Origin of the sequence: Enterobacter cloacae complex sp. XAL002 (assembly GCF_049236805.1) — a bacterium.
Classification (GTDB): Bacteria; Pseudomonadota; Gammaproteobacteria; order Enterobacterales; family Enterobacteriaceae; genus Enterobacter; species Enterobacter intestinihominis.
Window position 1 is genome coordinate 38347 of sequence record NZ_JBMKJN010000017.1, and the last position, 25559, is coordinate 63905.

Genomic DNA, 25559 nt, shown 5'->3' on the forward strand with positions numbered 1-25559 from the left:
GGGGCTCAGACCGCACCACCCCTCCCCCTCCCCACTCTGTGATAAACTTCGTGCAATTCCTTTTGATTGTACGAGTACCTCATGAAACGTGAACTTGCTATCGAGTTTTCCCGCGTCACCGAAGCTGCCGCCCTCGCAGGCTACAAGTGGCTGGGCCGTGGCGACAAAAATACCGCAGACGGCGCAGCCGTCCACGCCATGCGCATTGTGCTTAATCAGGTCAATATCGATGGCACTATCGTCATTGGCGAAGGCGAAATCGACGAAGCCCCGATGCTCTACATCGGTGAAAAAGTCGGGACGGGCAAAGGCGATGCGGTGGATATCGCGGTCGACCCGATCGAAGGCACGCGCATGACGGCGATGGGCCAGGCCAACGCGCTGGCGGTGCTGGCGGTGGGCGATAAGGGCTGCTTCCTCAACGCGCCAGATATGTACATGGAAAAACTGATTGTCGGTCCTGGTGCTAAAGGCGCTATCGACCTTAGCCTGCCGCTGGATGCCAACCTGCGCAATATCGCAGCGGCGCTGGGTAAACCGCTCAACGAACTCACCGTGACCATCCTGGCGAAACCGCGCCACGACGCCACCATCGCTTATCTGCAAGCACTCGGCGTGCGCGTATTTGCCATTCCTGATGGCGACGTTGCCGCCTCTATTCTGACCTGCATGCCGGACAGCGAGGTCGACGTGCTTTACGGCATCGGCGGCGCGCCGGAAGGTGTGGTCTCTGCGGCAGTGATCCGCGCGCTGGACGGCGATATGCAGGCGCGTCTGCTGCCACGCCATGAGGTCAAAGGCGACAGCGACGAGAACCTTCGCATTGGTGAAGACGAACTGGCGCGCTGTGCGGCGATGGGCATCGAGGCCAATAAAGTGCTCGCGCTGAACGAGATGGCTCGCAGCGATAACGTGGTCTTCTCCGCAACCGGCATCACCAAAGGCGATCTGCTGGATGGCATCACCCGCAAGGGAAACATGGCCACCACTGAAACCCTGCTGATCCGCGGCAAATCCCGCACCATTCGCCGCATTCAGTCCATTCATTATCTCGACCGCAAAGACCCGGACGTACAGACGCACATTCTGTAAAACCGTTTGATCGATAGAGCTTTCCGGCCCGAATGGGCTGGAAATATTTCCCACAAGTACGGAAGATAGAAGAGAGAAACAGCACAGGAGAAGATCATGGCGGACTGGGTAACAGGTAAAGTCACAAAGGTACAGTTCTGGACCGATGCGCTATTTAGCCTCACGCTGCACGCTCCCGTTCATCCGTTTACCGCCGGGCAGTTTGCCAAGCTCGGGCTGGATATCGACGGTGAACGCGTACAGCGCGCCTACTCTTACGTTAACGCGCCTGATAACCCGGATCTCGAGTTCTATCTGGTCACCGTCCCGGACGGTAAGCTCAGCCCGCGCCTCGCCGCGCTGAAACCGGGCGATGAGGTGCAGATTGTCTCCGACGCGGCGGGGTTCTTCGTGCTGGATGAAATCCCCGACTGTGACACGCTCTGGATGCTGGCGACCGGCACGGCCATCGGCCCGTATCTCTCTATCCTGGAGTACGGCAAAGATCTGGAGCGCTTTAAGAATATCGTGCTGGTCCACGCCGCGCGCTACGCCGCAGACCTGAGCTATTTGCCGCAGATGCAGGCGCTGGAACAGCGATATGGCGGGAAGTTAAAAATTCAGACGGTGGTCAGCCGCGAAACCGCAGCTGGCTCGTTAACCGGCCGCGTTCCGGCGTTGATTGAAAGCGGCGCGCTGGAAGAGGCGGTGGGTTTACCGATGAATACCGAAACCAGCCATGTGATGCTGTGCGGTAATCCGCAGATGGTGCGCGATACGCAGCAACTGCTGAAGGATACCCGGCAGATGACGAAACACCTTCGCCGCCGACCGGGCCATATGACCGCCGAACACTACTGGTGATCAGCGGTACTTCACCTCAAGGGTATCTTTTCCGTATTTGTTCTCGCTCTGGGTGCCAATAAACGCACCCAGTTCGACAACCATCATCACAAAGATAACCGTCGGCAGCAGTCTGCCCACCACCCACGGGAGGATGGAGGGCAGCATTGACCAGTTCCCCGCCACCAGCATCCACGCCAGAATAATCAGAAAAGCCCAAGCGCCGGAGCGACCGCGATCGTGCAGACGTTTCACCACCACGGCGGCGGTTGGCCACAGTAAACAGACCAGCGCAAAAGCCGCAGTTTGCGTGCTCAGCCAGGCGTTATAGGCAACAAAAAACAGAAGCAGCATGGCGACAACCCACGCTGCCATCCAGATCCAGAAGTCACGGCGTCCAATACGCCCTTTGAATGAAAACAACCACTGCTGTATGGTCATGTAAGGTTCCTTATTATTGTTTAGCCCGCATTTTACCCTGGAGTTGTGACCTTTTGACAAGCCGACCAGATATCGTTTTAATCATGGGCAATAACGGCCAGGGGCAATGTTGATGAAAAGTTCGGCACACTCTCTTTATTTGTGTTTAGCGATGCTGAGCGCCAGTTTTTCTCTGCACGCCGCGGAACCGGCTTCCCCGGTCACCGCCCCCTACCTTCTGGCGGGCGCCCCCTCTTTCGATCAATCTATCAGCCAGTTCCGCGAAGCCTTCAATAAAGAAAACCCCTCGCTTGCGCTGGGGGAGTTCCGTGCGATTGACGGTGCCCGCGATACGCCAACCCTGACCCGCGCTGCCAGCAAAATTAACGAGAATCTATATGCTTCCACTGCCCTTGAGCGCGGAACGTTAAAAATCAAAAGCATGCAGATCACCTGGCTGCCGATTCAGGGCCCAGAGCAGAAAGCGGCGAAAGCGAAAGCGCTGGAGTATATGAGCGCTATTCTGCGCGCCTTTACTCCCACCTTCACGAAAGCGCAAAGCCAGCAAAAGCTGCAAAAACTGCTTACCGCCGGGAAAAACAAACGCTATTACGCCGATACGGAAGGTGCCGTTCGCTATGTCGTCGCAGATAACGGCGAAAAGGGGCTGACCTTCGCGGTTGAACCGATTAAGCTGGCCCTATCAGACGCACTCGAGGGGGCGAATTAATGACAAAAAGCAAAGCCTTTCGAGGGAAAATCTCTATACTGATTCACAGACCATGCTGCCCTTAAGGGTGGCCATATTCCTTAATTCGCTTATTGAGCGTGGAGAATTGAAATGCGACATCCTTTAGTGATGGGTAACTGGAAACTGAACGGCAGCCGCCACATGGTAAACGAACTGGTTGCTAACCTGCGTAAAGAGCTGGCTGGCGTGACCGGCTGCGCGGTTGCTATCGCTCCGCCGGATATGTACCTGGATCTGGCTAAACGTGCCGCTGACGGCAGCCACATCATTCTGGGCGCGCAGAACGTTGACGTTAACCTGTCTGGCGCGTTTACCGGTGAAACCTCCGCTGAAATGCTGAAAGACATCGGCGCGAAATACATCATCATCGGCCACTCTGAGCGTCGCACCTACCACAAAGAATCTGACGAGTTCATCGCGAAGAAATTCGCTGTGCTGAAAGAGCAGGGTCTGATCCCGGTTCTGTGCATCGGTGAAACCGAAGCAGAAAACGAAGCGGGTAAAACCGAAGAAGTGTGCGCACGTCAGATCGACGCTGTGCTGAAAACCCAGGGCGCGGCAGCGTTCGAAGGCGCGGTTATCGCTTACGAGCCAGTCTGGGCGATCGGTACCGGCAAATCTGCAACTCCAGCGCAGGCACAGGCGGTGCACAAGTTCATCCGTGACCACATTGCAAAAGCAGACGCGAAAGTGGCTGAGCAGGTCATCATCCAGTACGGCGGTTCCGTTAACGCATCAAACGCAGCTGAGCTGTTCACCCAGCCAGACATCGATGGCGCGCTGGTTGGCGGCGCATCCCTGAAAGCAGACGCTTTCGCGGTGATCGTTAAAGCGGCAGAAGCGGCTAAGCAGGCGTAATTGCCTTTGGGGCGGGTGGCGCTTCGCTAACCCGCCCTACAAAACCACTACAAACGTCCTAATACGCTAAACCACAAATAATCCAGCGGCAGCAGTACCAGATACGTCGCAATCGCCAGCGCCAGGCAGAGCAGCATCCCCGCCTTCGCAGGCACTTTCCCTAAGCCCATCGCCACCACAATCGGCGACGCCTGATACGGCAGCAGCGGCGTGGAATACCCCAGCACCTGAATCATGATCACCGACAGCAGCGGGAAGCCGGTCGCGTCGGAGAAGCTCTGCGCCAGCGTGGTGTACAGCGCCGGAACGCCGTTGGCGGTCATAATGAAGTTGAGCGCCGTGGTGATCCCCGTCAGCGCCAGGAAGCTGGTAAACGGGCGGTCTGCATCCAGCGGCATGATATGGAGCAACGCCTCGCCTACGGCCGCACCGATACCGGTCTGCGTCACCGTAATGGCCAGCCCGAGTATACCCGCGACGTAAATACAGGTGCGCATATTCACCCCCGCCGAGAACTCCTCGCCGGTGATAAATCCGATGCGCGGCAGCATAACGATGACCGAGGCCGCCAGCCCTGTCCACGCTGGGCCCACGCCGTGCCAGCTCTCCGTTACCCACATCGTCAACACCACCGCCAGCAGCCAGGCGAGTCGTTTTTCGTCACGCCCCATCGGTTCCGATGGCGCGAGATCCTTCGCCGGTTTTGGGTTGCCGGGAAACAGCCAGCAGATCAGGCCAATCAGAATCAGGCCTTTGAGAATACCCAGCACCGGCGTGTGCAGCAGCAGATACGGGACATAGTTGAGGTGGATACCGTATGAGCCTTCCGCCGCGCCGCTCATCACCAGGTTTGGCACGTTAGCGGGCAAAATAGTGGCCGAGAGCTGGAAGGTGCCAAACCCGACCGCCAGCGCCAGGCCAAACCAGGCCCGCGAGCCATCAGGAATGCCGGCCCGCTTCGCCATCGCGGCGACAATCGGCATCAGCAGCGCAATACGTCCCATGTTCGACGGCATCACGAATGCCAGGGCATAGCTCAGCAGCACAACGCTTGCCACCATCAGCACCCAGGAGTCGGTAAGCTTTGCCGACAGCGCCCGGGCGGCCCTGTCCGCCAGGCCGGTTTTCCGAATCGCCACGCCCAGCACAAAGCCGCTGAACACCAGCCAGAAGGCAGATGAAGCGAAGCCGCCAAAGATCACTTCCGGCGGGGCGATTCTGGCGGTCATCGCCGCCGTAAAGAACAGCAGCGCGGTGATAAATTCCGGCAACAGCGACGTCGCCCACAGCACGATGGTGACGCCGACGATCAGCGAGGGAAGCAGCAGAGGATGCGTTAACCAGAGCGACATACCTGTCTCCTGTAGAATTTTTCAGCAAGTCTACGGCGACAGGCAGGGCGAGTAAATGCTATTTATGGTGGGGTCACTTCAGGATATCGCATTGATGATCCTGCAATTCCTCAGCCGACGCGCGGTTAAAGGTAAGCAGGTTACGCTCTGTCGCCAGCAATACAAACGAGCCGTCTGACTGCTGCGCCATCGCCAGCGCGAAGCGTCCCATATGGTCGCGCGCTTCCGGCAGCTCTTCCGCCAGCATCATAAACGGGCTGCGCTGCACCAGTTCGTTCTCCGTCACCCGACGGGCAAGGTACTTATGCCCTTCCAGCCCGCCCGGAAGCGGTAGCCACTGGGTGCTGATTTGCCCCTGCGACGCATTCAGCTTCTCGCGCACGTCCGGGCGCAGGCAGGAGATGTGGATATGAAAATGGTTCTGCGTGCGCCCGGTCGGGGAGTTGATGGTCAGCGAAACGGCGCTGTCAGGCACGTCGGCTCCCCGTTTCATGCTCATAAAATGACGAGACTGCCATGCCAGCCAGAAGAAATTCGGTGTCTGCGGCTCAGTCAGCAGCGGGCTTTCGGTGCCGTTGATACGGTACGTGGGCATCAGCAGGTATTGCAGCGGTCCGTTGCGGTCCTTGAACACCACGTAGCCCGCATCTGGCTTCACCTGCGCACACGGTGCCGGGTTACGGTTATGCAGCTGGTTGGGCACACACTGGTCGAGAACGATATGACGCAACGCATTCGGATTACCCGCTTTCATCCAGTACACGCCGCCTGCGGCAAGGGCGATAACGATCAGAATCAGTAAGATAATTTTTTTCACAACGCGTTCCCTGTTTTCAATAGAGGCAAAAGAGTAACGCAAAATGATGACCAAATAAAAAACCCGGCGGATTTCTCACACCGGGTTACCGTGTCGTTCTTTGTAAAACGCTTAGCGCTTGCTGATCTGGTCGAAGGTGCCGCCGTTAGAGAAGTGCTCTTTCTGCGCTTTGGTCCAGCCGCCAAAAACCTCATCAATAGTGAACAGCTTCAGTTTCGGGAAGGCGTTTTCGTATTTCTTCGCGATGGCCTCATCGCGCGGGCGGTAGAAGTTTTTCGCCGCAATTTCCTGCCCTTCCGGTGAGTAGAGGTACTTCAGGTAGGCTTCCGCCACCGCTTTGGTGCCCTTCTTATCAACAACCTTATCGACGACGGAGACGGTCGGCTCAGCCAGGATGGATTCGCTCGGGGTCACAATCTCGAATTTGTCTTTACCCAGCTCGTTGGTCGCCAGCAGGGCTTCGTTTTCCCAGGCAATCAGCACGTCGCCGATACCGCGCTCGACGAAGGTGTTAGTTGCGCCGCGCGCGCCGGAGTCCAGCACTTCGACATTTTTAAACAGCGCTTTCACGAATTCCTGCGCTTTAGCCTGGTCACCGTTGTTGTGGTGCAGGGCGTAGCCCCAGGCCGCCAGGTAGTTCCAGCGTGCGCCGCCGGAGCTTTTCGGGTTCGGCGTGATGACAGACACGCCCGGCTTAATCAGGTCGTTCCAGTCTTTAATCTGTTTCGGGTTGCCTTTGCGCACCAGGAAGACAATGGTCGAGGTGTATGGCGCAGAGTTGTCCGGCAGGCGCTTGATCCAGTTTTTGTCGATACGGCCACGCTCCGCGATCGCGTCTACGTCATAAGCCAGCGCCAGGGTAACCACATCGGCTTCAATGCCGTTGATCACCGATGTCGCCTGCTTACCTGAACCGCCGTGAGACTGGCGAACCACCACGTTATCGCCGGTTTCCTGTTTCCAGTGCGCCGCAAAAGCTTTGTTGTACTGGTCGTACAGTTCACGCGTCGGATCGTACGACACGTTCAGTAACTGAATGTCCTTTGCCAGAACGCTGGTCGATGCCAGCAATAATGTTAACCCCACGCCCCATTTATTCATCGCCCGGCTCTCTTGTGTAGTGTTTTGATGAATGCAGCGTGCCAGAAAGCTAACCGATGATTAAAGAATAAAAAAAGATTGGCTATAACGTGGAGGAATAAAAAAAGGATGGGCACAATAAAGCCGGGTGGCGGCTACGCCTTACCCGGCCTACGATCCGTGCTTTTGTAGGCCTGGTAAGCGCAGCGCCACCGGGCAACAGAGCCGATCAGTACAGTTTTTTCGCGCAGTCCAGCCAGTCACCTTTGAACGGACGCTTCATGTTTTCAATGGCGTCGATGATGTCATGGTGAACCAGTTTCTCGTTCTGAATACCGACGCAGCGGCCGCCGTGGCCCTGTAGCAGCAGCTCGATCGCATACGCACCCATGCGGGACGCCAGGATACGGTCGTACGGGCCTGGGGAACCGCCACGCTGAATGTGACCCAGAACGGTCGCGCGGGTTTCGCGTTTGGTTTCGGTTTCGATGTACTTCGCCAGCTCGTCAACGTCACAGATGTGCTCGGTGATAGCAACGATGGCGTGTTTCTTACCTTTCGCGATGCCGGCTTTGATCTCTGCGACCAGATCTTCACGGCTGAACTCTACTTCCGGAACTACCACGAACTCACAGCCACCGGCAATGGCCGCTGCCAGGGTCAGGTCACCGCAGTAACGGCCCATCACTTCAACAATGGAAATACGCTGGTGAGAGGAAGAGGTGTCACGCAGGCGGTCAATCGCTTCCACAACGGTACCCAGCGCAGTGAAGTAACCGATGGTGTAGTCAGTGCCTTTGATGTCGTTGTCGATGGTGCCAGGCAGGCCGATGCACGGGAAGCCCATTTCAGTCAGACGTTTTGCACCCATGTACGAGCCGTCGCCGCCGATAACCACCAGCGCATCCAGACCCCGTTTTTTCATGTTTTCGATAGCCACTTCACGGATGTGTTCGTCACGGAATTCCGGGAAGCGCGCGGAACCGAGGAAAGTACCGCCACGGTTGATCATGTCAGACACGCTGTAGCGGTCGAGCTGAACCATGCGGTCTTCATACAGACCCAGGTAACCGTCATAGATACCAAAAACTTCCAGACCTTCCGTCAGCGCTGCACGGACAACCCCACGGATTGCCGCGTTCATGCCCGGCGCATCACCGCCGCTTGTCAACACACCGATTTTCTTAATCATGACTACCTCTGAACTTAGGAATGCAAAATTGAAATCTGCTGCCGGAAGAAACTGTTCAACCGTCGAATACTGCAAATAGTATATCAATCCCTTCCAGCTGAATTGATTCAGGTCAGGCCATATGGTGGTAATTTATCCACAAAATGCTGGTCTGGCTCACTTTTTTACAACGAATTACGAAAGCTCAAAACGCCCTGGGGACGACAGAGCACGGATCCTGGTGAATAATGACGTCTGACCCAGGGAAACGCTGCAAAATCGCCTGCTCCACCTGTTCAGCGACCATATGCGCCTGAACCAGTGGCAGGTTGTCTTCCATTTCCAAATGAATCTGAATAAAGCGGGTCGGCCCTGACTGCCGCGTACGAAGATCGTGAGCACCACTGACGCCAGGCCAGTGGGTCACGATGGCATAAATTTCATCACGTTCTGCATCCGGAAGCGCACGGTCAAGAAGCGACTGTACCGCGTCATACCCCATCCGCAACGCGCTGTATAAAATATAGATCCCTATCCCTAACGCAAACAACGCATCGGCACGATGCCAGCCATACCAGGCCAGACCGAGCGCAATAAGAATTGCCCCATTCATCATAACATCAGACTGATAATGAAGCATATCGGCCCGTACAGCCTGGCTTTGTGTTTTGCGTACAACCCAGCGCTGGAACGTTACAAGAACAAGTGTGCTTATAAGTGCAACTACGGTTACGACCACACCAACGCCCGGATCGTTCATCGGAGAAGGCGAAATAAGATGCTGAATGCCGGTCAAAAACAGGAAAAGCGCGGAGCCAGAAATAAACATACTTTGTGCCAGCGCGGCCAGCGATTCCGCTTTGCCGTGGCCAAACGTATGCTCTTCATCTGCCGGTTGCAGCGAATAGCGCACCACCAGCAGGTTGGTCAGCGAGGCGGCAATATCCACAAGTGAATCCACCAGCGCCGCCAGAATACTAACCGACCCGGTGTACCACCACGCGAAAATTTTAATGATCAGCAAACACGACGCCGTCACCGTCGCGGCTATTGCGGCCCGGCTTACCAGCCGTCCATAGGATTGATTCATAAACACTCCTGTCATGCCATGGCGCTAGTATAACGGATGGTGGTGGAGTGAAAGGATGAATAAAGCGTTAACAACACTGAACGATGGGCAAAAAAAACCCCCACATCATGTGGGGGAAGACAGGGATGGTGTCTATGGCAAGGAAAACAGGGTTTACTGGTTACTACGGGTACTGCTATTGCTACTGAAAAGCGTCATATCTGAGCTTCGCTGCATCCGTGCAACCTCACGCAACTGGTTCATACGTTGCTGATGTTTGGTATTCAAAACCGCTTGCTGCTCGGGCGTTAGCAGGTGGAACATCTGGTTGCGAACCTTCGCCATTTCTACCTGGCGGGCAACCTGTTCCTGCGCCATTTTTTCTGCCTGAGCGCGTACAGCGCTTTCGTCAAAATTTTCTGCGGTGACAAGGCGATGCATTGTCTCCATTTCGCTAACATTAACAGGGGGCTGGTCGTGTCGTGCCCTCTGCATCAGATCTCGCATCTGTTGACGCTGATGTTCGGTTAAACTTATGCCGTCAAACATATGGCTTTGGCTGCTGTGCTGCGTTGCGCCCTCTACTGAGGAACCGTTATCGCTGTTGATAGCTACAGCAGCCTGGCTAAACGCACAGAAGGCCAGCGTTGAGGCCATGACGGCAGCGGTAACTTTGCGCATCACTTGCTCCCAAAATCTTTCGTGTCGCGATTCAACGAGAGACAGTCTACGATTCAGGCTGCAAACATGCGTCAGGGGGTGTAAAACAACGTAAAGTCATGGATTAGATAGCCTTGATGTCGTAATTTCTGCCTCGGAGGTATTTAAACAATGAATAAAATCCTGTTAGTTGATGATGACCGAGAGCTCACATCTCTTTTAAAGGAGTTGCTCGACATGGAAGGTTTCAACGTCCTGGTTGCCCACGATGGGGAACAGGCGCTGAGTCTCCTTGACGACAGCATCGATTTACTTTTGCTCGACGTCATGATGCCGAAGAAAAACGGTATTGATACGTTGAAAGAGCTTCGCCAGACACACCAGACCCCCGTCATTATGCTGACCGCGCGCGGCAGCGAGCTTGACCGCGTACTCGGCCTTGAGCTGGGTGCGGATGACTATTTACCTAAGCCGTTCAACGACCGTGAACTGGTGGCCCGTATTCGCGCGATCCTGCGCCGCTCTCACTGGAGCGAGCAGCAGCAGAATACCGACAACAGCTCACCTACGCTGGAAGTGGACTCCCTGAGCCTGAACCCGGGCCGCCAGGAAGCGAGCTTCGACGGTGAAACGCTGGAGCTAACCGGCACCGAGTTCACCCTGCTGTATCTGCTGGCGCAGCATCTCGGCCAGGTGGTGTCGCGTGAACACTTGAGCCAGGAAGTGCTGGGCAAACGCCTCACCCCGTTTGACCGCGCCATCGATATGCATATCTCGAACCTGCGCCGTAAGCTGCCAGAACGTAAAGACGGTCACCCCTGGTTTAAAACCCTGCGTGGTCGCGGTTATCTGATGGTTTCCGCTTCATGATAGGCAGCTTAACCGCCCGCATCTTCGCCATCTTCTGGCTGACGCTGGCACTGGTTTTAATGCTCGTTTTGATGTTGCCAAAACTCGACTCACGCCAGATGACGGAGCTACTCGACAGCGAGCAACGTCAGGGCGTGATGATCGAGCAGCACGTGGAAGCGGAGCTGGCAAACGATCCGCCGAACGATTTAATGTGGTGGCGCAGGTTGTTTCGCGCTATCGACAAGTGGGCGCCCCCCGGACAACGTCTTTTACTGGTCACCAGTGAAGGCCGCGTGATTGGGGCCGATCGCAATGAAATGCAGATTATCCGCAACTTTATTGGCCAGGCGGATAATGCCGATCACCCACAGAAAAAGAAATATGGTCGGGTAGAGATGGTCGGTCCTTTCTCGGTGCGGGATGGGGAAGACAATTACCAGCTCTATCTGATTCGCCCTGCGAGCAGTTCACAGTCCGACTTTATCAACCTGCTGTTTGACCGTCCGCTTTTGCTGTTGATTGTCACGATGCTGGTCAGTTCCCCGCTGCTGTTATGGCTGGCGTGGAGCCTGGCGAAACCGGCGCGTAAGCTGAAAAATGCGGCGGACGAAGTGGCGCAGGGCAACCTGAGGCAGCATCCGGAGCTGGAATCCGGGCCGCAGGAGTTCCTGGCCGCCGGAACCAGTTTTAACCAGATGGTGAGCGCGCTTGATCGAATGATGACGGCCCAGCAACGTCTGCTGTCGGATATCTCCCACGAGCTGCGTACGCCGCTCACGCGTTTACAGCTGGGTACCGCCCTGCTGCGCCGTCGCAGCGGTGAGAGCAAAGAGCTGGAGCGTATTGAGACGGAAGCGCATCGCCTGGACAGCATGATCAACGATCTGCTGGTGATGTCGCGCAATCAGCAGAAAAACGCGCTGGTGAGCGAAACGGTGAAAGCCAATCACCTCTGGCATGAGGTGCTGGACAACGCGGCGTTCGAAGCGGAGCAGATGGGCAAATCGTTCACCGTCAACTTCCCGCCGGGCCCGTGGCCGCTCTACGGTAACCCCAACACGCTGGAAAGCGCGCTGGAGAATATCGTGCGTAACGCCCTGCGCTACTCGCACACGAAGATTGAAGTGGCGTTCTCGGTGGATAAAGACGGGATCACTATCATCGTGGACGACGACGGTCCAGGCGTCAGCCCGGAAGATCGCGAGCAGATTTTCCGTCCGTTCTACCGTACCGACGAGGCGCGCGACCGTGAATCTGGCGGTACGGGGCTGGGTCTGGCGATTGTTGAAACCGCCATGCAGCAGCACCGTGGCTGGGTGAAAGCCGATGACAGCCCGCTGGGCGGGCTGCGGCTAACGCTGTGGCTGCCGCTGTATAAGCGTTCGTAATCCCCTCACCCTAACCCTCTCCCCATAGGGGAGAGGGGACGGCTCGGTGCGGTCTTTTCACCCTCGCCCCTTTGGGGAGAGGGCCGGGGTGAGGGGCAATTATTTCCCCCACAATCTCCGCGAACTGCTCTCGATCTTGCCGCTTATCCGCCGCTTCTGCATCGTTCTGGTCCAGCTGGTGGATAATCCTGCCGCTGACAGCAGGCGGTGAAACTGTTCATCGTCGAACGGCATATGCCAGGCAATGGCACAGGCCTCGAATACCGACACCTCACTCAGGCGCGAAGCCAGCTCAATCGGCGCATCCGCCGAAACCTGTCCCGCCTGCACAACGCGATACAGCCAGCCGGTTTTACCCGCGTTTTGCAGCTGGGCCGACATATCCTGAATGCCAAAATGGTAGTTAAGTTTGAAGCACGGCGAGCGCGGCTGGGTGACCTGAATCAGAGCATCGCCCCAGCGATAAATATCGCCAATAAAGACGTTCTTCTCCGTCAGCCCTTCCGTTGAGAGATTTTCGCCAAACGCGGGGGCGACGAAAAGGTCCGCCTGTTCAGGAAATTCGGTTTTCCAGTGCTGATAGTGCTCGCGCGGATAGTGGCACAGCGCGCGATCGGGCCCGCCGTGGATTTTCTTTTCGGCCTGCTGGTCGCCCGCCAGACCAAGCTCGGTAAGCGTCAGCTCACCGTCGACCTGCACTTTGGCGATAGCGCTCGGGCGACTGCCTTCGTACTCCCTTACCTTGCCTGTAAACACATTCACCGGGTAATGCATCTCCACTCCTTCAGATACAAAAAAAGCGAGTCATCAGACTCGCTTCTCACAGGCGTCAATGCAACCTTATTTTTTAGCGGCGAAACGCGCTGCTGCTTCGTCCCAGTTCACTACATCCCAGAAGGCTTTGATGTAGTCAGGGCGACGGTTCTGGAACTTCAGGTAGTAAGCGTGTTCCCACACGTCCAGACCCAGAATTGGGAAGCCGGATGCGCCAGAGATAGCTTCACCCATCAGCGGGGAGTCCTGATTTGCGGTTGAAACGACCGCCAGTTTGTCACCTTTCAGGACCAGCCACGCCCAGCCAGAGCCGAAACGGGTTGCAGCGGCTTTTTCGAATTCCGCTTTGAAGTTGTCAACGGAACCGAAGTCACGCTCGATAGCCGCTTTCAGGTCGCCCTGAAGGGTGGTGCCGGTTTTCAGGCCTTTCCAGAACAGGCTGTGGTTAGCGTGACCGCCCGCGTTGTTGCGCAGCACGGTTTTCTTGTCTGCTGGCAGCTGGTCCAGTTTGGTGATCAGCTCTTCAACAGGCAGATTAGCGAACTCTGGCAGGCTTTCCAGCGCAGCATTCGCGTTATTCACGTAGGTCTGGTGATGTTTAGTGTGATGGATTTCCATCGTCTGCTTGTCGAAATGCGGTTCCAGTGCGTCGTAGGCATACGGCAGGGATGGCAGTGTATAACTCATAATCCTCTCCATTATTGTCGGGCGGCACAGCTGTTAATGCCGCGTAAGCAGTTGGTTCATTATAGTTAATTAAATGATATTGAAAATGATTATCAATGCCGTAGTTTTTATAAGGTTATTCGGTTTTTGAGAAATGAAGGAATTGTGAGTCTGCTCACGCGGTTAACGTGCTGATTGCCATTCAAAACAAAAGTGCGGCAACCTTCTGAAGGTTCCCAAACCGCCTAATTTTTACACTCATCAAGTCGGCGGGAAGCCTCCGGCTATAAAAACGATGAGGATGTAAAAATGAATCATGCGATTACGATGGGTATCTTCTGGCATTTGATAGGCGCGGCCAGTGCAGCCTGTTTCTATGCCCCGTTTAAAAAGGTGAAAGGCTGGTCATGGGAAACCATGTGGTCCGTTGGCGGTACCGTGTCCTGGCTGATTTTGCCGTGGACAATCAGCGCCATGCTGCTGCCCGATTTCTGGGGCTACTTCTCCTCCTTCAACGCCTCCACCCTGCTGCCGGTATTCCTGTTCGGCGCGATGTGGGGTATCGGTAATATCAACTACGGCCTCACCATGCGCTACCTCGGAATGTCGATGGGGATTGGCATCGCGATCGGCATTACGCTGATTGTTGGCACCCTGATGACGCCAATCCTCAACGGCAACTTCGATGTGCTGATCAACACCCAGGGTGGGCGAATGACGCTGCTGGGCGTGCTGGTAGCGGTGATCGGCGTGGGAATTGTCACCCGCGCGGGCCAGTTGAAAGAACGCAAGATGGGCATCAAAGCCGAAGAGTTCAACCTGAAGAAAGGGCTGCTACTGGCGGTGATGTGCGGCGTCTTCTCGGCGGGCATGTCGTTCGCGATGAACGCCGCCAAACCGATGCACGACGCCGCTGCGGCGCTGGGCGTCGACCCGCTGTACGTTGCCCTGCCAAGCTACGTGGTGATCATGGGCGGCGGCGCACTGGTAAACCTCGGCTTTTGCTTCATTCGTCTGGCAAAAGTGAAGAATCTGTCGGTAAAAGCCGACTTCTCGCTGGCAAAACCGCTGATCGTCACCAACGTCCTGCTTTCCGCCCTCGGCGGTCTGATGTGGTATCTGCAATTCTTCTTTTACGCCTGGGGTCACGCCAGTATTCCGGCGCAGTATGACTACATGAGCTGGATGCTGCACATGAGCTTCTACGTGCTGTGCGGCGGGCTGGTTGGGCTGGTGCTGAAAGAGTGGAACAACGCCGGGCGTCGTCCGGTTGGCGTGCTGAGCCTGGGCTGCGTGGTGATTATCATTGCGGCCAATATCGTCGGCCTCGGCATGGCGAACTGATTACGCTGCCTTTCGACTGCGATGACGCCACTGAACCGGCGTCATCCCCACCTCACGGTTAAACACCACCGAAAAGTAGTTACTGTCCTCAAAGCCGCAGCGCATCGCCACTTCACTCACCATCAGCTCCGTATGCTGTAACAGATACTGAGCGTGGCAGATGCGCAGCTGGCGCAGATAGTGGTTTACCGTCATCCCCGTCTGGGTGCGGAACTGCTGGCGCAGCGCGCGCTCGCTGCACTGCTCCTGCTCGCAGAATTTTTCCAGCACGAAACTCTTGTTAAGACTGCCCGCAAGCCGGGTGATGAGCTTATCCAGCAGCGCTTCCTGCGTGGTGGCAGAGGGATTATCCGTAGCGTAACGATGGCGCTTCAGGGTCATCACCAGCTGGGCAAAAAGCAGCTCCGACATCTGGTTTGCCACCGGATCGCTCTTCTGGCTCTCCTGCTCCAGCTGGGAAATCGTCTGGCGCACCTGAGCCATGCCGTTGCTGCTTAAGCGCCAGTGCGGTTCGCCTCTGGCATCATGTAAACCGGGGATATTGCCCGCCCAGTCGACATTCAGTTTAAGCCTGTCAGGGCAGTAGATGACGTTCTGCAACACCAGATCGTTAACCGAGGCGTAAGAATGTTTATCTTCGGCGCGGATGTAGAACAGGTCTCCGCGCGTGATGCGGTAGGGACGGTCGTTGAGGACGTGCAGGCCGTTGCCCCGCCACACCAGCACCAGCTCGCAGAACTCGTGGGTATGCTCGGCAAAGACGTTTTGCGGATAGCGGTCCGCCACCGCGACGGCCTGACTCGCGGAGGCAAAAAAATCATCTTTACGAAGAATTAACTGAGCAGCCACACCACAACCTCGACGGCGAATAACCGGACATTATTAGCCTTTCTGCGGTAAAAAAACGGTGACTGCCCTCGCGTTACTGAAGCAACGCGTCTTTCCCCTGACGGATATCGCGCGGCGACCAGCTAAATTCCCGGCGAAACAGCGTTGAAAAGTGGTTACTGTCGCCGAAACCGCAGCGATAGGCGATATCGGTGACGCTTTCATCCGTGTGCCTTAAAAGGTGACGCGCTTTGATCAGGCGCAGACGGTTGAGGTAGCGCTGCGGCGTCAGCCCGGTATGCTGCTTGAGCTGACGATGCAGCGTGCGCAGCGAGAGCGAAAAGTCATCCGCCAGCGTTTCCCAGCAGACATCTTCGGCAAAATGATCTTCCAGCCATGCCATCAGCTGATTCAGGCGCGCGTCGTTATTTTCCAGCCCTTCCACCAGGCTGCTGCGCCGCAGCAGCACCAGCAGCTGCATAAACAGCATCTCGCGGGTAGCAATGGCGTGCGTCTCCTGTCCATCCTCGCTCTGCTCCATCTGGCTTACCAGCTGACGCACCTGCTGCAACGTGGACTGATTCACCCGCCAGTGCGACGGGTAGTGGCCGTCCTTCTCCTGCGGCAACAGCTGATTCAGCCCGGAGAGAAACTGAAACGCATCCGGAGAACGATAGAGCACATTGGTCAGGCACAGGTTATCGGTATGTTCATACAGGTGCCTGTCGTGATCGCGCACGAAGCACACCGTACCGCCGCTGATGGTATACGGCTGACCATTAAACACGTGGATGCCCGTTCCGTGCTCAACAATCACAATTTCATGAAAATCATGATGATGTTCCGGGAACGCAGCCTGAGGCAGCCGTGGCTCAATCGCAACCGGCGAAGCCCCCGAAGGAAAAAAATCGACGCTGTGCAGTACGGTCATAACGGCCTCTACCAATGAGAAAAGTTCTCAAAATAGTAATTAAGGCCTTCCCCGCTCACCTTAAATTTTTGACAGCAAACCGCGCAAAAGCTGCCGGTTTTTCAAGAAACAGGCGGAAAGATCGGGAAATGCGGTCAGCGTCACACTGCCTGCAAACCCCGCGATTACTGGAAACTGTGAACTCCCTCACGTTCATCTTTGCTTTCTTGCCAGCGCGAGATTTGGGCTGTCAGTGGCGAGAAGGTGGCTATTTCTTCCCTTTCTTACACTCCTCGCTAATGACTTAAGAAAGGACCCGACCATGACTTTTCGCCATTGTGTGGCTGTCGATTTAGGCGCATCCAGCGGCCGTGTAATGCTCGCCACCTGGGACTGCGACCTGCACACCCTTACGCTTCGCGAAATGCACCGTTTCGCCAATTGCCTGCAAAAACAGGACGGTTTTGTTACCTGGGATATCGACGCCCTGGAAGCAGAGATCCGCACCGGACTTCACAACGTCTGCGAAGACGGTATTCGCATCGACAGTATCGGCATTGATACCTGGGGTGTGGATTACGTGCTGCTGGACAGTCACGGCGAACGCGTCGGCCTGCCGGTCTCCTACCGCGACAGCCGCACCGATGGGCTGATGGCGCACGCCATCGCACAGCTTGGCAAGGAGAACATCTATGGTCGCAGTGGCATCCAGTTCCTGCCGTTTAACACGCTGTATCAGCTACGTGCGCTGGTTGAGCAACAGCCTGAGCTGGTCGAAAAGGTGGCGCATGCGCTGCTGATCCCGGACTACTTAAGCTACCGTCTGACCGGCAATATGAACTGGGAATACACCAACGCCACCACCACGCAGCTGGTCAACATCAACACCGATAACTGGGATGAACATCTGCTGGCCTGGACGGGCGCCTCGCCGTCCTGGTTCGGCGCGCCAACCCATCCGGGCAATGTGATCGGTCACTGGCTTTGCCCGCAGGGGAATGAAATCCCTGTTGTCGCCGTCGCCAGTCACGACACCGCGAGCGCGGTCATTGCCTCGCCGCTCGCCGACAAAGATGCGGCCTATCTCTCTTCCGGCACCTGGTCGCTGATGGGCTTCGAGAGCAAAACCCCGTACACCAGCGATGCCGCGATGGCGGCGAACATCACCAACGAAGGCGGTGCCGAAGGCCGCTACCGGGTGCTGAAGAACATCATGGGGCTGTGGCTGCTCCAGCGGGTGCTGAAAGAGCAGGCCATCACCGACCTGCCCGCGCTTATCGCGGAAACCGAAACGCTGAAGGCCTGCACCTTCCTGATCAACCCGAACGACGATCGCTTTATCAACCCGGTGCACATGAGCGCCGAAATCCAGGCCGCCTGTTTTGAAGCGGGGCAGCCAGTACCTTCCCGCTCCGCCGAGCTGGCACGCTGCATTTTTGACAGCCTCGCCCTGCTGTATGCCGACATCCTGAGCGAGCTGGCTGACCTTCGCGGCAAACCGTTCACACAACTGCATATCGTGGGCGGCGGCTGCCAGAACCAGCTGCTGAACCAGCTCTGCGCGGATGCCTGCGGCATTACCGTGGTGGCAGGTCCGATTGAAGCCTCCACGCTCGGCAATATCGGCATTCAGCTGATGACCCTGGACGAACTTTCAAACGTCGACGATTTCCGTTCGGTGGTGACGGCGAATAACAGCCTGACTACCTTCACCCCCCATCCCTGCCATGAAATTGCCCGCTACCGGGCGCAGTTTCAGCAAAAACGACTGACTAAGGAGCTTTGCGCATGACCACTCAACTTGAACAAGCCTGGGACCTGGCTAAACAGCGTTTCGCCGCCGTCGGCGTGGATGTCGAAGAGGCGCTGCGCCAGCTCGACCGTCTGCCCGTCTCCATGCACTGCTGGCAGGGTGATGACGTCGCCGGTTTCGAGAACCCGGGCGGTTCCCTGACGGGAGGTATTCAGGCCACGGGTAACTACCCGGGCAAAGCGCGCAACGCCACCGAACTGCGTGCGGATCTGGAGCTGGCGCTGAGCCTGATCCCCGGGCCAAAGCGCCTGAACCTGCACGCCATTTATCTCGAATCCGACGAGCCGGTCGCGCGTAACGAAATCAAACCGGAACACTTTAAGAACTGGGTGGAGTGGGCGAAGGCCAACCGGCTGGGTCTGGATTTTAACCCGTCCTGCTTCTCGCACCCGCTGAGCGCGGACGGGTTTACCCTTGCGCACGCCAACGACGAAATCCGCCAGTTCTGGATCGACCATGTCAAAGCCAGCCGCCGCGTCTCGGCGTATTTCGGCGAGCAGCTTGGCACGCCGTCGGTAATGAATATCTGGATCCCGGACGGCATGAAAGACATCACCGTAGACCGACTGGCCCCGCGTCAGCGTCTGCTGGCCGCGCTGGATGAAGCTATCAGCGAAAAACTGGACCCGGCGCACCACATCGACGCCGTCGAAAGCAAGCTGTTCGGCATTGGCGCAGAGAGCTACACCGTGGGCTCAAACGAGTTCTACATGGGTTACGCCACCAGCCGCCAGACCGCGCTGTGCCTGGATGCCGGCCACTTCCACCCAACCGAGGTGATCTCCGACAAAATTTCCGCCGCCATGCTCTACGTGCCGCGTCTGTTGCTGCACGTCAGCCGCCCGGTGCGCTGGGACAGCGACCACGTGGTGCTGCTGGATGACGAAACCCAGGCCATTGCCAGCGAAATCATCCGCCACGACCTCTTTGACCGCGTACACATTGGCCTCGACTTCTTCGACGCCTCCATCAACCGCATCGCGGCGTGGGTTATCGGCACCCGCAACATGAAGAAAGCCCTGCTGCGCGCGCTGCTGGAGCCTGTCGCCGCCCTGAAACAGCTGGAAGAAAACGGCGACTACACCGCGCGCCTGGCGCTGCTGGAAGAGCAGAAATCCCTGCCGTGGCAGGCGGTGTGGGAGATGTACTGCCAGCGTCACGATGCGCCTGCGGGCAGCCAGTGGCTGGACAACGTGCGGGCATATGAGGAAGACGTGTTGAGTCAGCGCGGGTAACAGCCCCCTCACCCCTGCCCTCTCCCCAAAGGGGAGAGGGAGCAAACCATCCCCTCTCCCCTTTGGGGAGAGGGTTAGGGTGAGGGGTTCAACCTCACCGCGATAACTGGAAATGAAAACTATGCAGACCATCACCACCTCCTGGTTCGTCCAGGGCATGATCAAAGCCACCTCTGACGCCTGGCTCAAAGGCTGGGATGAGCGCAACGGCGGCAACCTGACGCTACGCCTGGACGACGCGGATATTGAGCCATTTGCCGCCGATTTCCACCAGAAGCCGCGCTATATCGCCCTGAGCCAGCCGATGCCGCTGCTCGCCAACACGCCGTTTATCGTCACCGGTTCCGGGAAGTTCTTCCGCAACGTCCAGCTCGACCCGCAGGCCAACCTTGGCGTGGTGAAAGTGGACAGCGACGGCGCGGGCTACCACATTCTGTGGGGGCTAACGGACGACGCGGTGCCTACCTCTGAACTGCCGGCGCACTTCCTCTCCCACTGCGAGCGCATCAAGGCGACCAATGGCAAGGACCGCGTGATCATGCACTGCCACGCCACCAACCTGATCGCCCTGACCTACGTGCTGGAAAATAATTCTGATTTCTTCACTCGCAAACTGTGGGAAGGCAGTACCGAGTGTCTGGTGGTGTTCCCGGACGGCGTCGGCATTCTGCCGTGGATGGTGCCGGGCACCGACGAAATCGGCCAGGCGACCGCAACGGACATGCAGAAGCACTCACTGGTGCTGTGGCCGTTCCACGGCGTCTTCGGCAGCGGCCCGACGCTGGATGAAACCTTCGGCCTGATCGACACCGCCGAGAAATCCGCGGAAGTGCTGGTGAAGGTCTATTCCATGGGCGGCATGAAGCAGACCATCACCCGGGAAGAGCTGATCGCCCTGGGCAAACGCTTTGGCGTCACCCCCATGCAGTCGGCGTTAGATCTGTACCAATAACAACATCGCGCCCCGCTCATTGAGACGGGGCGAAAACCACCTGCAATCCCTACAACTAACTCAAGTCAGTGGAGTAAAAGCAATGAAAATAAAAGCAAGCTTGATCCTCACCGTTGCCGCTCTGGCGTTGTCCGGTTCCGCTTTAGCAGAAGTGAAAATCGCCCTGGTGGCGAAGTCCTTAGGAAATGGATTCTTCGAGGCAGCGAACGTCGGCGCGCAGGAGGCGGCCAAAGAGTTAGGCGATGTGAAAGTGATTTATACCGGCCCGACCACCACCACGGCGGAAGCGCAGATCGAGGTGCTGAACGGGTTGATCGCCCAGGGCGTGGATGCGATCGCGATTTCCGCGAACGATCCGGACGCCGTCGTGCCGGTGCTGAAAAAAGCGATGCAGCGCGGCATTAAGGTTGTGTCGTGGGACTCCGGGGTGGCGAAAGCCGGACGCCAGATCCACCTCAACCCGTCCAATAATGCCCTGATTGGCGAAACCAACGTGAAGCTCGCCGCCGACGCGCTGAAAGCGCTGAACGTGGAGAAGGGCGACGTGGCGGTGCTGAGCGCCACGCCAACCTCCACCAACCAGAATACATGGATTGCGGAGATGAAAAAGGTGCTGCCGAAGTACCCGTCCGTCAATCTGGTGACCGTGGCCTACGGAGACGATCTCTCTGACAAAAGCTACCGCGAAGCGGTCGGCTTGCTGAAAACCTACCCCGAACTGAAAGTGATTGTTTCGCCATCGTCCGTGGGCATTGTGGCCGCTGCGCAGGCGGTGAAGGACCAGGGCAAGATTGGCAAAGTGTACGTCACCGGTTTAGGCCTGCCGTCCGAGATGGCGGGCGCGGTGAAGTCCGGCGCGAGCAAGAGCTTTGCCATCTGGAACCCGATTGACCTCGGCTATGCGGCAACCTACCTGGCGGATGACCTGGTGAAAGGCACGGCCAAGAAAGGTGAGGCCAGCATGGGCAGACTGGGCAAAGTGAAGCTGGATGCTGACGGCAACGGCGCGATGGCCGAGCCGTTCGTCTACGATGCCAGCAATATTGATAAGTTCTCGAAAATCTTTTGATGCAATTTGTAGGCCGGATAAGCGTAGCGCCATCCGGCAAAAGGCGGGTGGCGCTGCCGCTTACCCGCCCTACAAATTCCTCTGTCCAGGAGAACTATCATGACCCCATTGCTACAGCTTTCTGGCATCACCAAGGTGTTCCCCGGCGTGCGTGCTCTTGAGAACGTGCAGCTTGCGCTGTGGCCCGGCAAAGTGACGGCGCTTATCGGCGAAAACGGCGCGGGCAAGTCGACGCTGGTCAAAGTGATGACCGGCATTTACCAGCCCGACGAGGGCGAAATTCTCTATAAAGCGATCCCCGTTCATCTCCCGACGCCGGAGTCGGCGCATAAAATGGGCATCACCGCCATTCACCAGGAAACCGTGCTGTTTGATGAACTCTCGGTCACCGAGAATATTTTTGTCGGTCAGTACCTTCACAAAGGCTTCCTGAAAAAGCTCGACTGGCCGGAAATGCACCGCCGGGCGCAGGCGATCCTCACGCGGCTGGAAGTGCAAATCGACCCGCGCGCGACGCTGAAAACCCTGAGCATCGCCCAGCGTCACATGGTGGCGATTGCCCGCGCGCTGTCGTTTGAGGCGCAGGTGGTGATCCTCGATGAACCGACGGCGGCGCTGTCGCAGCATGAAATCCTCGAGTTTTACCAGATTGTGGAGCGCTTAAAGCAGGAGGGCAAAGCCATCCTGTTTATTTCCCACAAGTTCGACGAGATTTTTGAGCTGGCCGATCACTACACTATTTTGCGCGACGGCGCGTTCGTCGGCGCAGGTGCAATAAATGAGATCACCGAGGAGCGCATGGTGTCGATGATGGTCGGGCGCGCCATTACCCAAACTTTCCCTAAAATAGACTGCGAAAAAGGCGAGACGGTGCTGGAGGTGAAAAACCTCTGCCATCCGACCGAGTTTGCGCATATCTCGTTCTCCCTGCGTAAAGGAGAAATCCTCGGCTTTTACGGGCTGGTGGGGGCCGGGCGTACCGAGCTGATGCAGGCGCTTTCCGGCGTCACGCGGCCATCGTCCGGGGAAATTATCCTCAACGGACAGCCCCGGCGCTTCCGCCAGCCTGCGGATGCGATCAAAGCCGGTATCGTCTGCGTGCCGGAAGAAAGACAGAAACAGGGGGCGATTATCGCCCTGCCGATTGCCCAGAACATCAGCCTGCCTCAGCTCAGCAAGCTCAATCCGAACGGTGTGCTGCATGACGACCGTGAATGGAAGCTGGCGGACGAATACGCCAAACGCCTGCAAGTGAAAGCCTTCAGCTGGAAGCAGGCGGTGGAGACCCTCTCTGGCGGCAACCAGCAAAAGGTTGTGATCGGCAAATGGCTGGCGACGCACCCTGACGTGATTATCCTCGATGAGCCGACAAAAGGCATCGATATCGGCTCAAAAGCAGCCGTGCATCAGTTTATGTCCGAGCTGGTCAGTCAGGGGCTGGCGGTAATTATGGTCTCGTCCGAACTGCCGGAAGTGATGGGCATGGCGGATCGCATTATCGTCATGCACGAGGGGCTGATGGTGGCCGAGTACCAGGCGGGAGACGCGACGGCGGAAACCATCGTCAGCGCCGCCAGCGGTGCAAAACAGGAGGCGGCATAATGCTTAGCTCACTCTTAAAACACCGCGAAGCCCTGCTGGGCGCGGTGATTATCCTGATGATCGTCGCCATTGGCAGCCGCGTGCCATCGTTTATCGCGCCGGGCAACCTGGTGGAGATGTTTAACGACACCGCCATTCTGATCGTCCTCGCGCTCGGGCAGATGATGGTGCTGCTCACGAAAGGCATCGACCTGTCGATGGCGGCCAATCTGGCCCTGACCGGGATGATTGTCGCCCTGATTAATTTCCATTACCCGGACGTGCCCGTCTGGGCGCTGCTGATCCTTGCCAGCGTGCTTGGGCTGCTGATGGGCGCGATAAACGGTCTGCTGGTGTGGAAGCTGGGCATTCCGGCGATTGTGGTAACGCTCGGCACTATGAGCATCTACCGCGGAATGATCTTTTTGCTCTCCGGCGGCGGCTGGGTGAACTCAAACCAGATGGGTACAGATTTCCTCGGCCTGCCACGTGCGTCAGTGCTGGGCTTGCCGGTGCTGAGCTGGTGCGCCATCGCCGCGCTGCTGCTGGTGGGCTACTTCCTGCGCTACAGCCGCACCGGACGAGCGCTCTACACCGCAGGCGGAAATGCCACGGCAGCATACTACACCGGGATCAACGCCGGAAAAATGCAGTTCATTAGTTTCTGCCTTTCCGGTCTGCTGGCCGGGTTCTGCGGCTACCTGTGGATATCGCGCTTTGCCGTTGCGTATGTTGACGTCGCTAACGGTTTTGAATTGCAGGTGGTGGCAGCCTGTGTGATTGGGGGGATCAGCACCATGGGCGGCACCGGGGGCGTGCTCGGCTGTCTGTTTGGCGCACTGTTCCTCGGGGTGATTAACAACGCCCTGCCGGTGATCGGCGTCTCCCCGTTCTGGCAGATGGCGATTTCCGGCACGGTAATTGTGATAGCGGTGCTGCTGAACGAGCGCGGCAATAAACGTAAAGGCCGATTGATATTGCGCGATGCGGCGCTGGCACGTCAGAAACTGGCGGTGAAATCATGAGCAAAATGATGACATCTGAAGCAATCAAACCCACTTCTGCGCCGGGCATCTTCCAGCGTCTGCTGTGCTGGGAGGGCTTCCTGCTGGCGGTGACGCTGGCGGTGTTCGTGGTGAACGCGCTCGCCTCACCCTACTTTCTCAATATCTGGAACCTCTCCGACGCGACGTTCAACTTCACCGAAAAAGCGATCATCGTGTTGCCGATGGCGATGCTGATTATTGCCAGGGAAATTGACCTGTCGGTAGCCTCCACCATCGCGCTCAGCTCCACGGTGATGGGCTTTTGCGCGGCGGCGGGCGTCGATACGCCGCTGCTGATCTGCGTCGGATTAGGCGTCGGGCTACTGTGCGGGCTGTTCAACGGCATTCTGGTGACGCGCTTTAACCTGTCGTCCATCGTCATCACCATCGGCACCATGAGCCTGTACCGCGGGATCACCTACATTCTGCTCGGGGACCAGGCGCTGAACAGCTACCCTGAGAGCTTCGCCTGGTTCGGCCAGGGCTACGTCTGGGGCGCGCTGTCGTTTGAATTCGCGCTGTTTATCGTGCTGGCCGCTCTGTTTGCCTTTGTGCTGCACCGCACCAACTTTGGCCGCCGCACCTACGCCATCGGCAACAACCCGACCGGCGCGTGGTACTCCGGCATCAACGTGAAGCGCCACAACCTGATCCTCTTCGCGCTGGTTGGGCTGATGTCCGGCCTGGCGTCGGTGCTGCTTACCTCGCGTCTGGGCAGCACCCGCCCGACCATCGCGATGGGCTGGGAGCTGGCGGTGGTGACGATGGCGGTGCTCGGCGGCGTCAATATTCTCGGTGGGTCCGGCAGCATGGTGGGCGTGATTATCGCCGCCTTCCTGATGGGGCTGGTGACCTTCGGCCTGAGCCTGCTCAACGTGCCCGGCATTGTGATGTCGGTGATTATCGGCGCGATGCTGATCGTGGTGATTTCGCTGCCGATTATTACCCGCCGGATGATGCTGCGAAGACGGAATTAAATTGCCCCTCACCCCTGCCCTCTCCCCTGAGG

Annotated in this window: 25 protein-coding genes; 14 read left to right on the top strand and 11 right to left on the bottom strand. The window is 57.3% G+C overall.

Annotated features, from left to right (window positions below; translation table 11 throughout):
- The first annotated feature begins 81 nt into the window (after nucleotides 1-81).
- Nucleotides 82-1092: a class II fructose-bisphosphatase gene (gene glpX, locus ACOT0L_RS16490; RefSeq protein WP_023307187.1), complete on the top strand. Its 1011-nt coding sequence runs from the start codon at nucleotides 82-84 to the stop codon at nucleotides 1090-1092.
- Between the two features lie 96 nt (nucleotides 1093-1188).
- Nucleotides 1189-1935, top strand: coding sequence for a ferredoxin--NADP(+) reductase (gene fpr / locus ACOT0L_RS16495; RefSeq protein ID WP_022649803.1), 747 nt, complete (start codon nucleotides 1189-1191; stop codon nucleotides 1933-1935).
- On the opposite strand, the gene ACOT0L_RS16500 is transcribed toward fpr, so the two are convergent.
- Nucleotides 1936-2355 carry a DUF805 domain-containing protein gene (locus tag ACOT0L_RS16500; protein ID WP_022649804.1) on the bottom strand — a complete coding sequence of 140 codons (420 nt, stop codon included), beginning with the start codon at nucleotides 2353-2355 and terminating at the stop codon, nucleotides 1936-1938.
- Between the two features lie 112 nt (nucleotides 2356-2467).
- Here ACOT0L_RS16500 and ACOT0L_RS16505 point away from each other — a divergent pair, with 112 nt between their 5' ends.
- Together ACOT0L_RS16505 and tpiA are read left to right on the top strand one after the other, a co-directional pair.
- Nucleotides 2468-3064 carry a DUF1454 family protein gene (locus ACOT0L_RS16505; RefSeq protein ID WP_022649805.1) on the top strand — a complete coding sequence of 199 codons (597 nt, stop codon included), beginning with the start codon at nucleotides 2468-2470 and terminating at the stop codon, nucleotides 3062-3064.
- Nucleotides 3065-3175: 111 nt separating this feature from the next.
- On the top strand, nucleotides 3176-3943 hold the full coding sequence (gene tpiA / locus ACOT0L_RS16510; RefSeq protein WP_003862019.1) for a triose-phosphate isomerase: 768 nt from the start codon (nucleotides 3176-3178) through the stop codon (nucleotides 3941-3943).
- 47 nt (nucleotides 3944-3990) lie between these two features.
- On the opposite strand, the gene ACOT0L_RS16515 is transcribed toward tpiA, so the two are convergent.
- The 6 genes from ACOT0L_RS16515 to cpxP all read right to left on the bottom strand — a co-directional run bounded on the left by ACOT0L_RS16515 (nucleotide 3991) and on the right by cpxP (nucleotide 10113).
- Nucleotides 3991-5295 carry an SLC13 family permease gene (locus ACOT0L_RS16515; protein ID WP_032103451.1) on the bottom strand — a complete coding sequence of 435 codons (1305 nt, stop codon included), beginning with the start codon at nucleotides 5293-5295 and terminating at the stop codon, nucleotides 3991-3993.
- 73 nt (nucleotides 5296-5368) lie between these two features.
- Nucleotides 5369-6112, bottom strand: a complete 744-nt coding sequence (locus ACOT0L_RS16520; RefSeq protein WP_185817713.1) for a CDP-diacylglycerol diphosphatase — start codon at nucleotides 6110-6112, stop codon at nucleotides 5369-5371.
- Nucleotides 6113-6223: 111 nt separating this feature from the next.
- Nucleotides 6224-7213 (bottom strand): sulfate ABC transporter substrate-binding protein, encoded by a 990-nt coding sequence (locus tag ACOT0L_RS16525; RefSeq protein WP_126503573.1) that lies wholly within the window; start codon nucleotides 7211-7213, stop codon nucleotides 6224-6226.
- A 208-nt stretch (nucleotides 7214-7421) separates the two neighbouring features.
- Nucleotides 7422-8384, bottom strand: coding sequence for a 6-phosphofructokinase (pfkA, locus tag ACOT0L_RS16530; protein ID WP_003862009.1), 963 nt, complete (start codon nucleotides 8382-8384; stop codon nucleotides 7422-7424).
- 184 nt (nucleotides 8385-8568) lie between these two features.
- Nucleotides 8569-9453 (bottom strand): CDF family cation-efflux transporter FieF, encoded by an 885-nt coding sequence (gene fieF / locus ACOT0L_RS16535; RefSeq protein WP_023298903.1) that lies wholly within the window; start codon nucleotides 9451-9453, stop codon nucleotides 8569-8571.
- Nucleotides 9454-9606: 153 nt separating this feature from the next.
- Nucleotides 9607-10113, bottom strand: a complete 507-nt coding sequence (cpxP, locus tag ACOT0L_RS16540) for a cell-envelope stress modulator CpxP (RefSeq protein WP_023298904.1) — start codon at nucleotides 10111-10113, stop codon at nucleotides 9607-9609.
- Nucleotides 10114-10263: 150 nt separating this feature from the next.
- Between cpxP and cpxR the strand changes: the two genes are divergently transcribed.
- Both cpxR and cpxA read left to right on the top strand, forming a co-directional pair.
- The gene (gene cpxR / locus ACOT0L_RS16545; RefSeq protein ID WP_003862004.1) at nucleotides 10264-10962 is read left to right on the top strand and encodes an envelope stress response regulator transcription factor CpxR; all 699 of its coding nucleotides are present in this window, start codon (nucleotides 10264-10266) and stop codon (nucleotides 10960-10962) included.
- Nucleotides 10959-12332: an envelope stress sensor histidine kinase CpxA gene (gene cpxA, locus ACOT0L_RS16550; protein ID WP_022649811.1), complete on the top strand. Its 1374-nt coding sequence runs from the start codon at nucleotides 10959-10961 to the stop codon at nucleotides 12330-12332. Before cpxR ends, cpxA begins: the two co-directional genes overlap by 4 nt.
- Nucleotides 12333-12431: 99 nt before the next feature.
- On the opposite strand, the gene yiiM is transcribed toward cpxA, so the two are convergent.
- Together yiiM and sodA are read right to left on the bottom strand one after the other, a co-directional pair.
- Nucleotides 12432-13106, bottom strand: coding sequence for a 6-hydroxyaminopurine reductase (yiiM, locus tag ACOT0L_RS16555; protein ID WP_038416933.1), 675 nt, complete (start codon nucleotides 13104-13106; stop codon nucleotides 12432-12434).
- Between the two features lie 66 nt (nucleotides 13107-13172).
- The gene (gene sodA / locus ACOT0L_RS16560; protein WP_003861999.1) at nucleotides 13173-13793 is read right to left on the bottom strand and encodes a superoxide dismutase [Mn]; all 621 of its coding nucleotides are present in this window, start codon (nucleotides 13791-13793) and stop codon (nucleotides 13173-13175) included.
- 288 nt (nucleotides 13794-14081) lie between these two features.
- On the opposite strand from sodA, the gene rhaT reads away from it, so the two are divergent.
- On the top strand, nucleotides 14082-15116 hold the full coding sequence (rhaT, locus tag ACOT0L_RS16565) for an L-rhamnose/proton symporter RhaT (protein ID WP_022649813.1): 1035 nt from the start codon (nucleotides 14082-14084) through the stop codon (nucleotides 15114-15116).
- Here rhaT and rhaR read toward each other — a convergent pair whose 3' ends face one another.
- Together rhaR and rhaS (ACOT0L_RS16575) are read right to left on the bottom strand one after the other, a co-directional pair.
- A complete protein-coding gene (gene rhaR, locus ACOT0L_RS16570; protein WP_022649814.1) occupies nucleotides 15117-15965 on the bottom strand; it encodes an HTH-type transcriptional activator RhaR in 849 nt (282 codons plus the stop codon).
- 73 nt (nucleotides 15966-16038) lie between these two features.
- On the bottom strand, nucleotides 16039-16875 hold the full coding sequence (gene rhaS, locus ACOT0L_RS16575) for an HTH-type transcriptional activator RhaS (RefSeq protein ID WP_022649815.1): 837 nt from the start codon (nucleotides 16873-16875) through the stop codon (nucleotides 16039-16041).
- 301 nt (nucleotides 16876-17176) lie between these two features.
- Here rhaS (ACOT0L_RS16575) and rhaB point away from each other — a divergent pair, with 301 nt between their 5' ends.
- The 7 genes from rhaB to ACOT0L_RS16610 all read left to right on the top strand — a co-directional run bounded on the left by rhaB (nucleotide 17177) and on the right by ACOT0L_RS16610 (nucleotide 25527).
- Nucleotides 17177-18646: a rhamnulokinase gene (rhaB, locus tag ACOT0L_RS16580; RefSeq protein WP_048965903.1), complete on the top strand. Its 1470-nt coding sequence runs from the start codon at nucleotides 17177-17179 to the stop codon at nucleotides 18644-18646.
- Nucleotides 18643-19902 carry an L-rhamnose isomerase gene (gene rhaA, locus ACOT0L_RS16585; RefSeq protein WP_022649817.1) on the top strand — a complete coding sequence of 420 codons (1260 nt, stop codon included), beginning with the start codon at nucleotides 18643-18645 and terminating at the stop codon, nucleotides 19900-19902. Before rhaB ends, rhaA begins: the two co-directional genes overlap by 4 nt.
- A 121-nt stretch (nucleotides 19903-20023) precedes the next feature.
- Nucleotides 20024-20854, top strand: coding sequence for a rhamnulose-1-phosphate aldolase (rhaD, locus tag ACOT0L_RS16590; protein WP_022649818.1), 831 nt, complete (start codon nucleotides 20024-20026; stop codon nucleotides 20852-20854).
- 82 nt (nucleotides 20855-20936) lie between these two features.
- Entirely contained in the window at nucleotides 20937-21923 is a 987-nt protein-coding gene (gene rhaS / locus ACOT0L_RS16595; RefSeq protein WP_032626938.1) for a rhamnose ABC transporter substrate-binding protein, read from the top strand.
- Between the two features lie 99 nt (nucleotides 21924-22022).
- Nucleotides 22023-23525: a sugar ABC transporter ATP-binding protein gene (locus ACOT0L_RS16600; protein ID WP_023305095.1), complete on the top strand. Its 1503-nt coding sequence runs from the start codon at nucleotides 22023-22025 to the stop codon at nucleotides 23523-23525.
- Complete coding sequence (locus ACOT0L_RS16605; RefSeq protein ID WP_126503575.1) at nucleotides 23525-24529, top strand: ABC transporter permease; 1005 nt, start codon at nucleotides 23525-23527, stop codon at nucleotides 24527-24529. Before ACOT0L_RS16600 ends, ACOT0L_RS16605 begins: the two co-directional genes overlap by 1 nt.
- A complete protein-coding gene (locus tag ACOT0L_RS16610; RefSeq protein WP_126503577.1) occupies nucleotides 24526-25527 on the top strand; it encodes an ABC transporter permease in 1002 nt (333 codons plus the stop codon). Before ACOT0L_RS16605 ends, ACOT0L_RS16610 begins: the two co-directional genes overlap by 4 nt.
- Nucleotides 25528-25559: the final 32 nt, after the last annotated feature.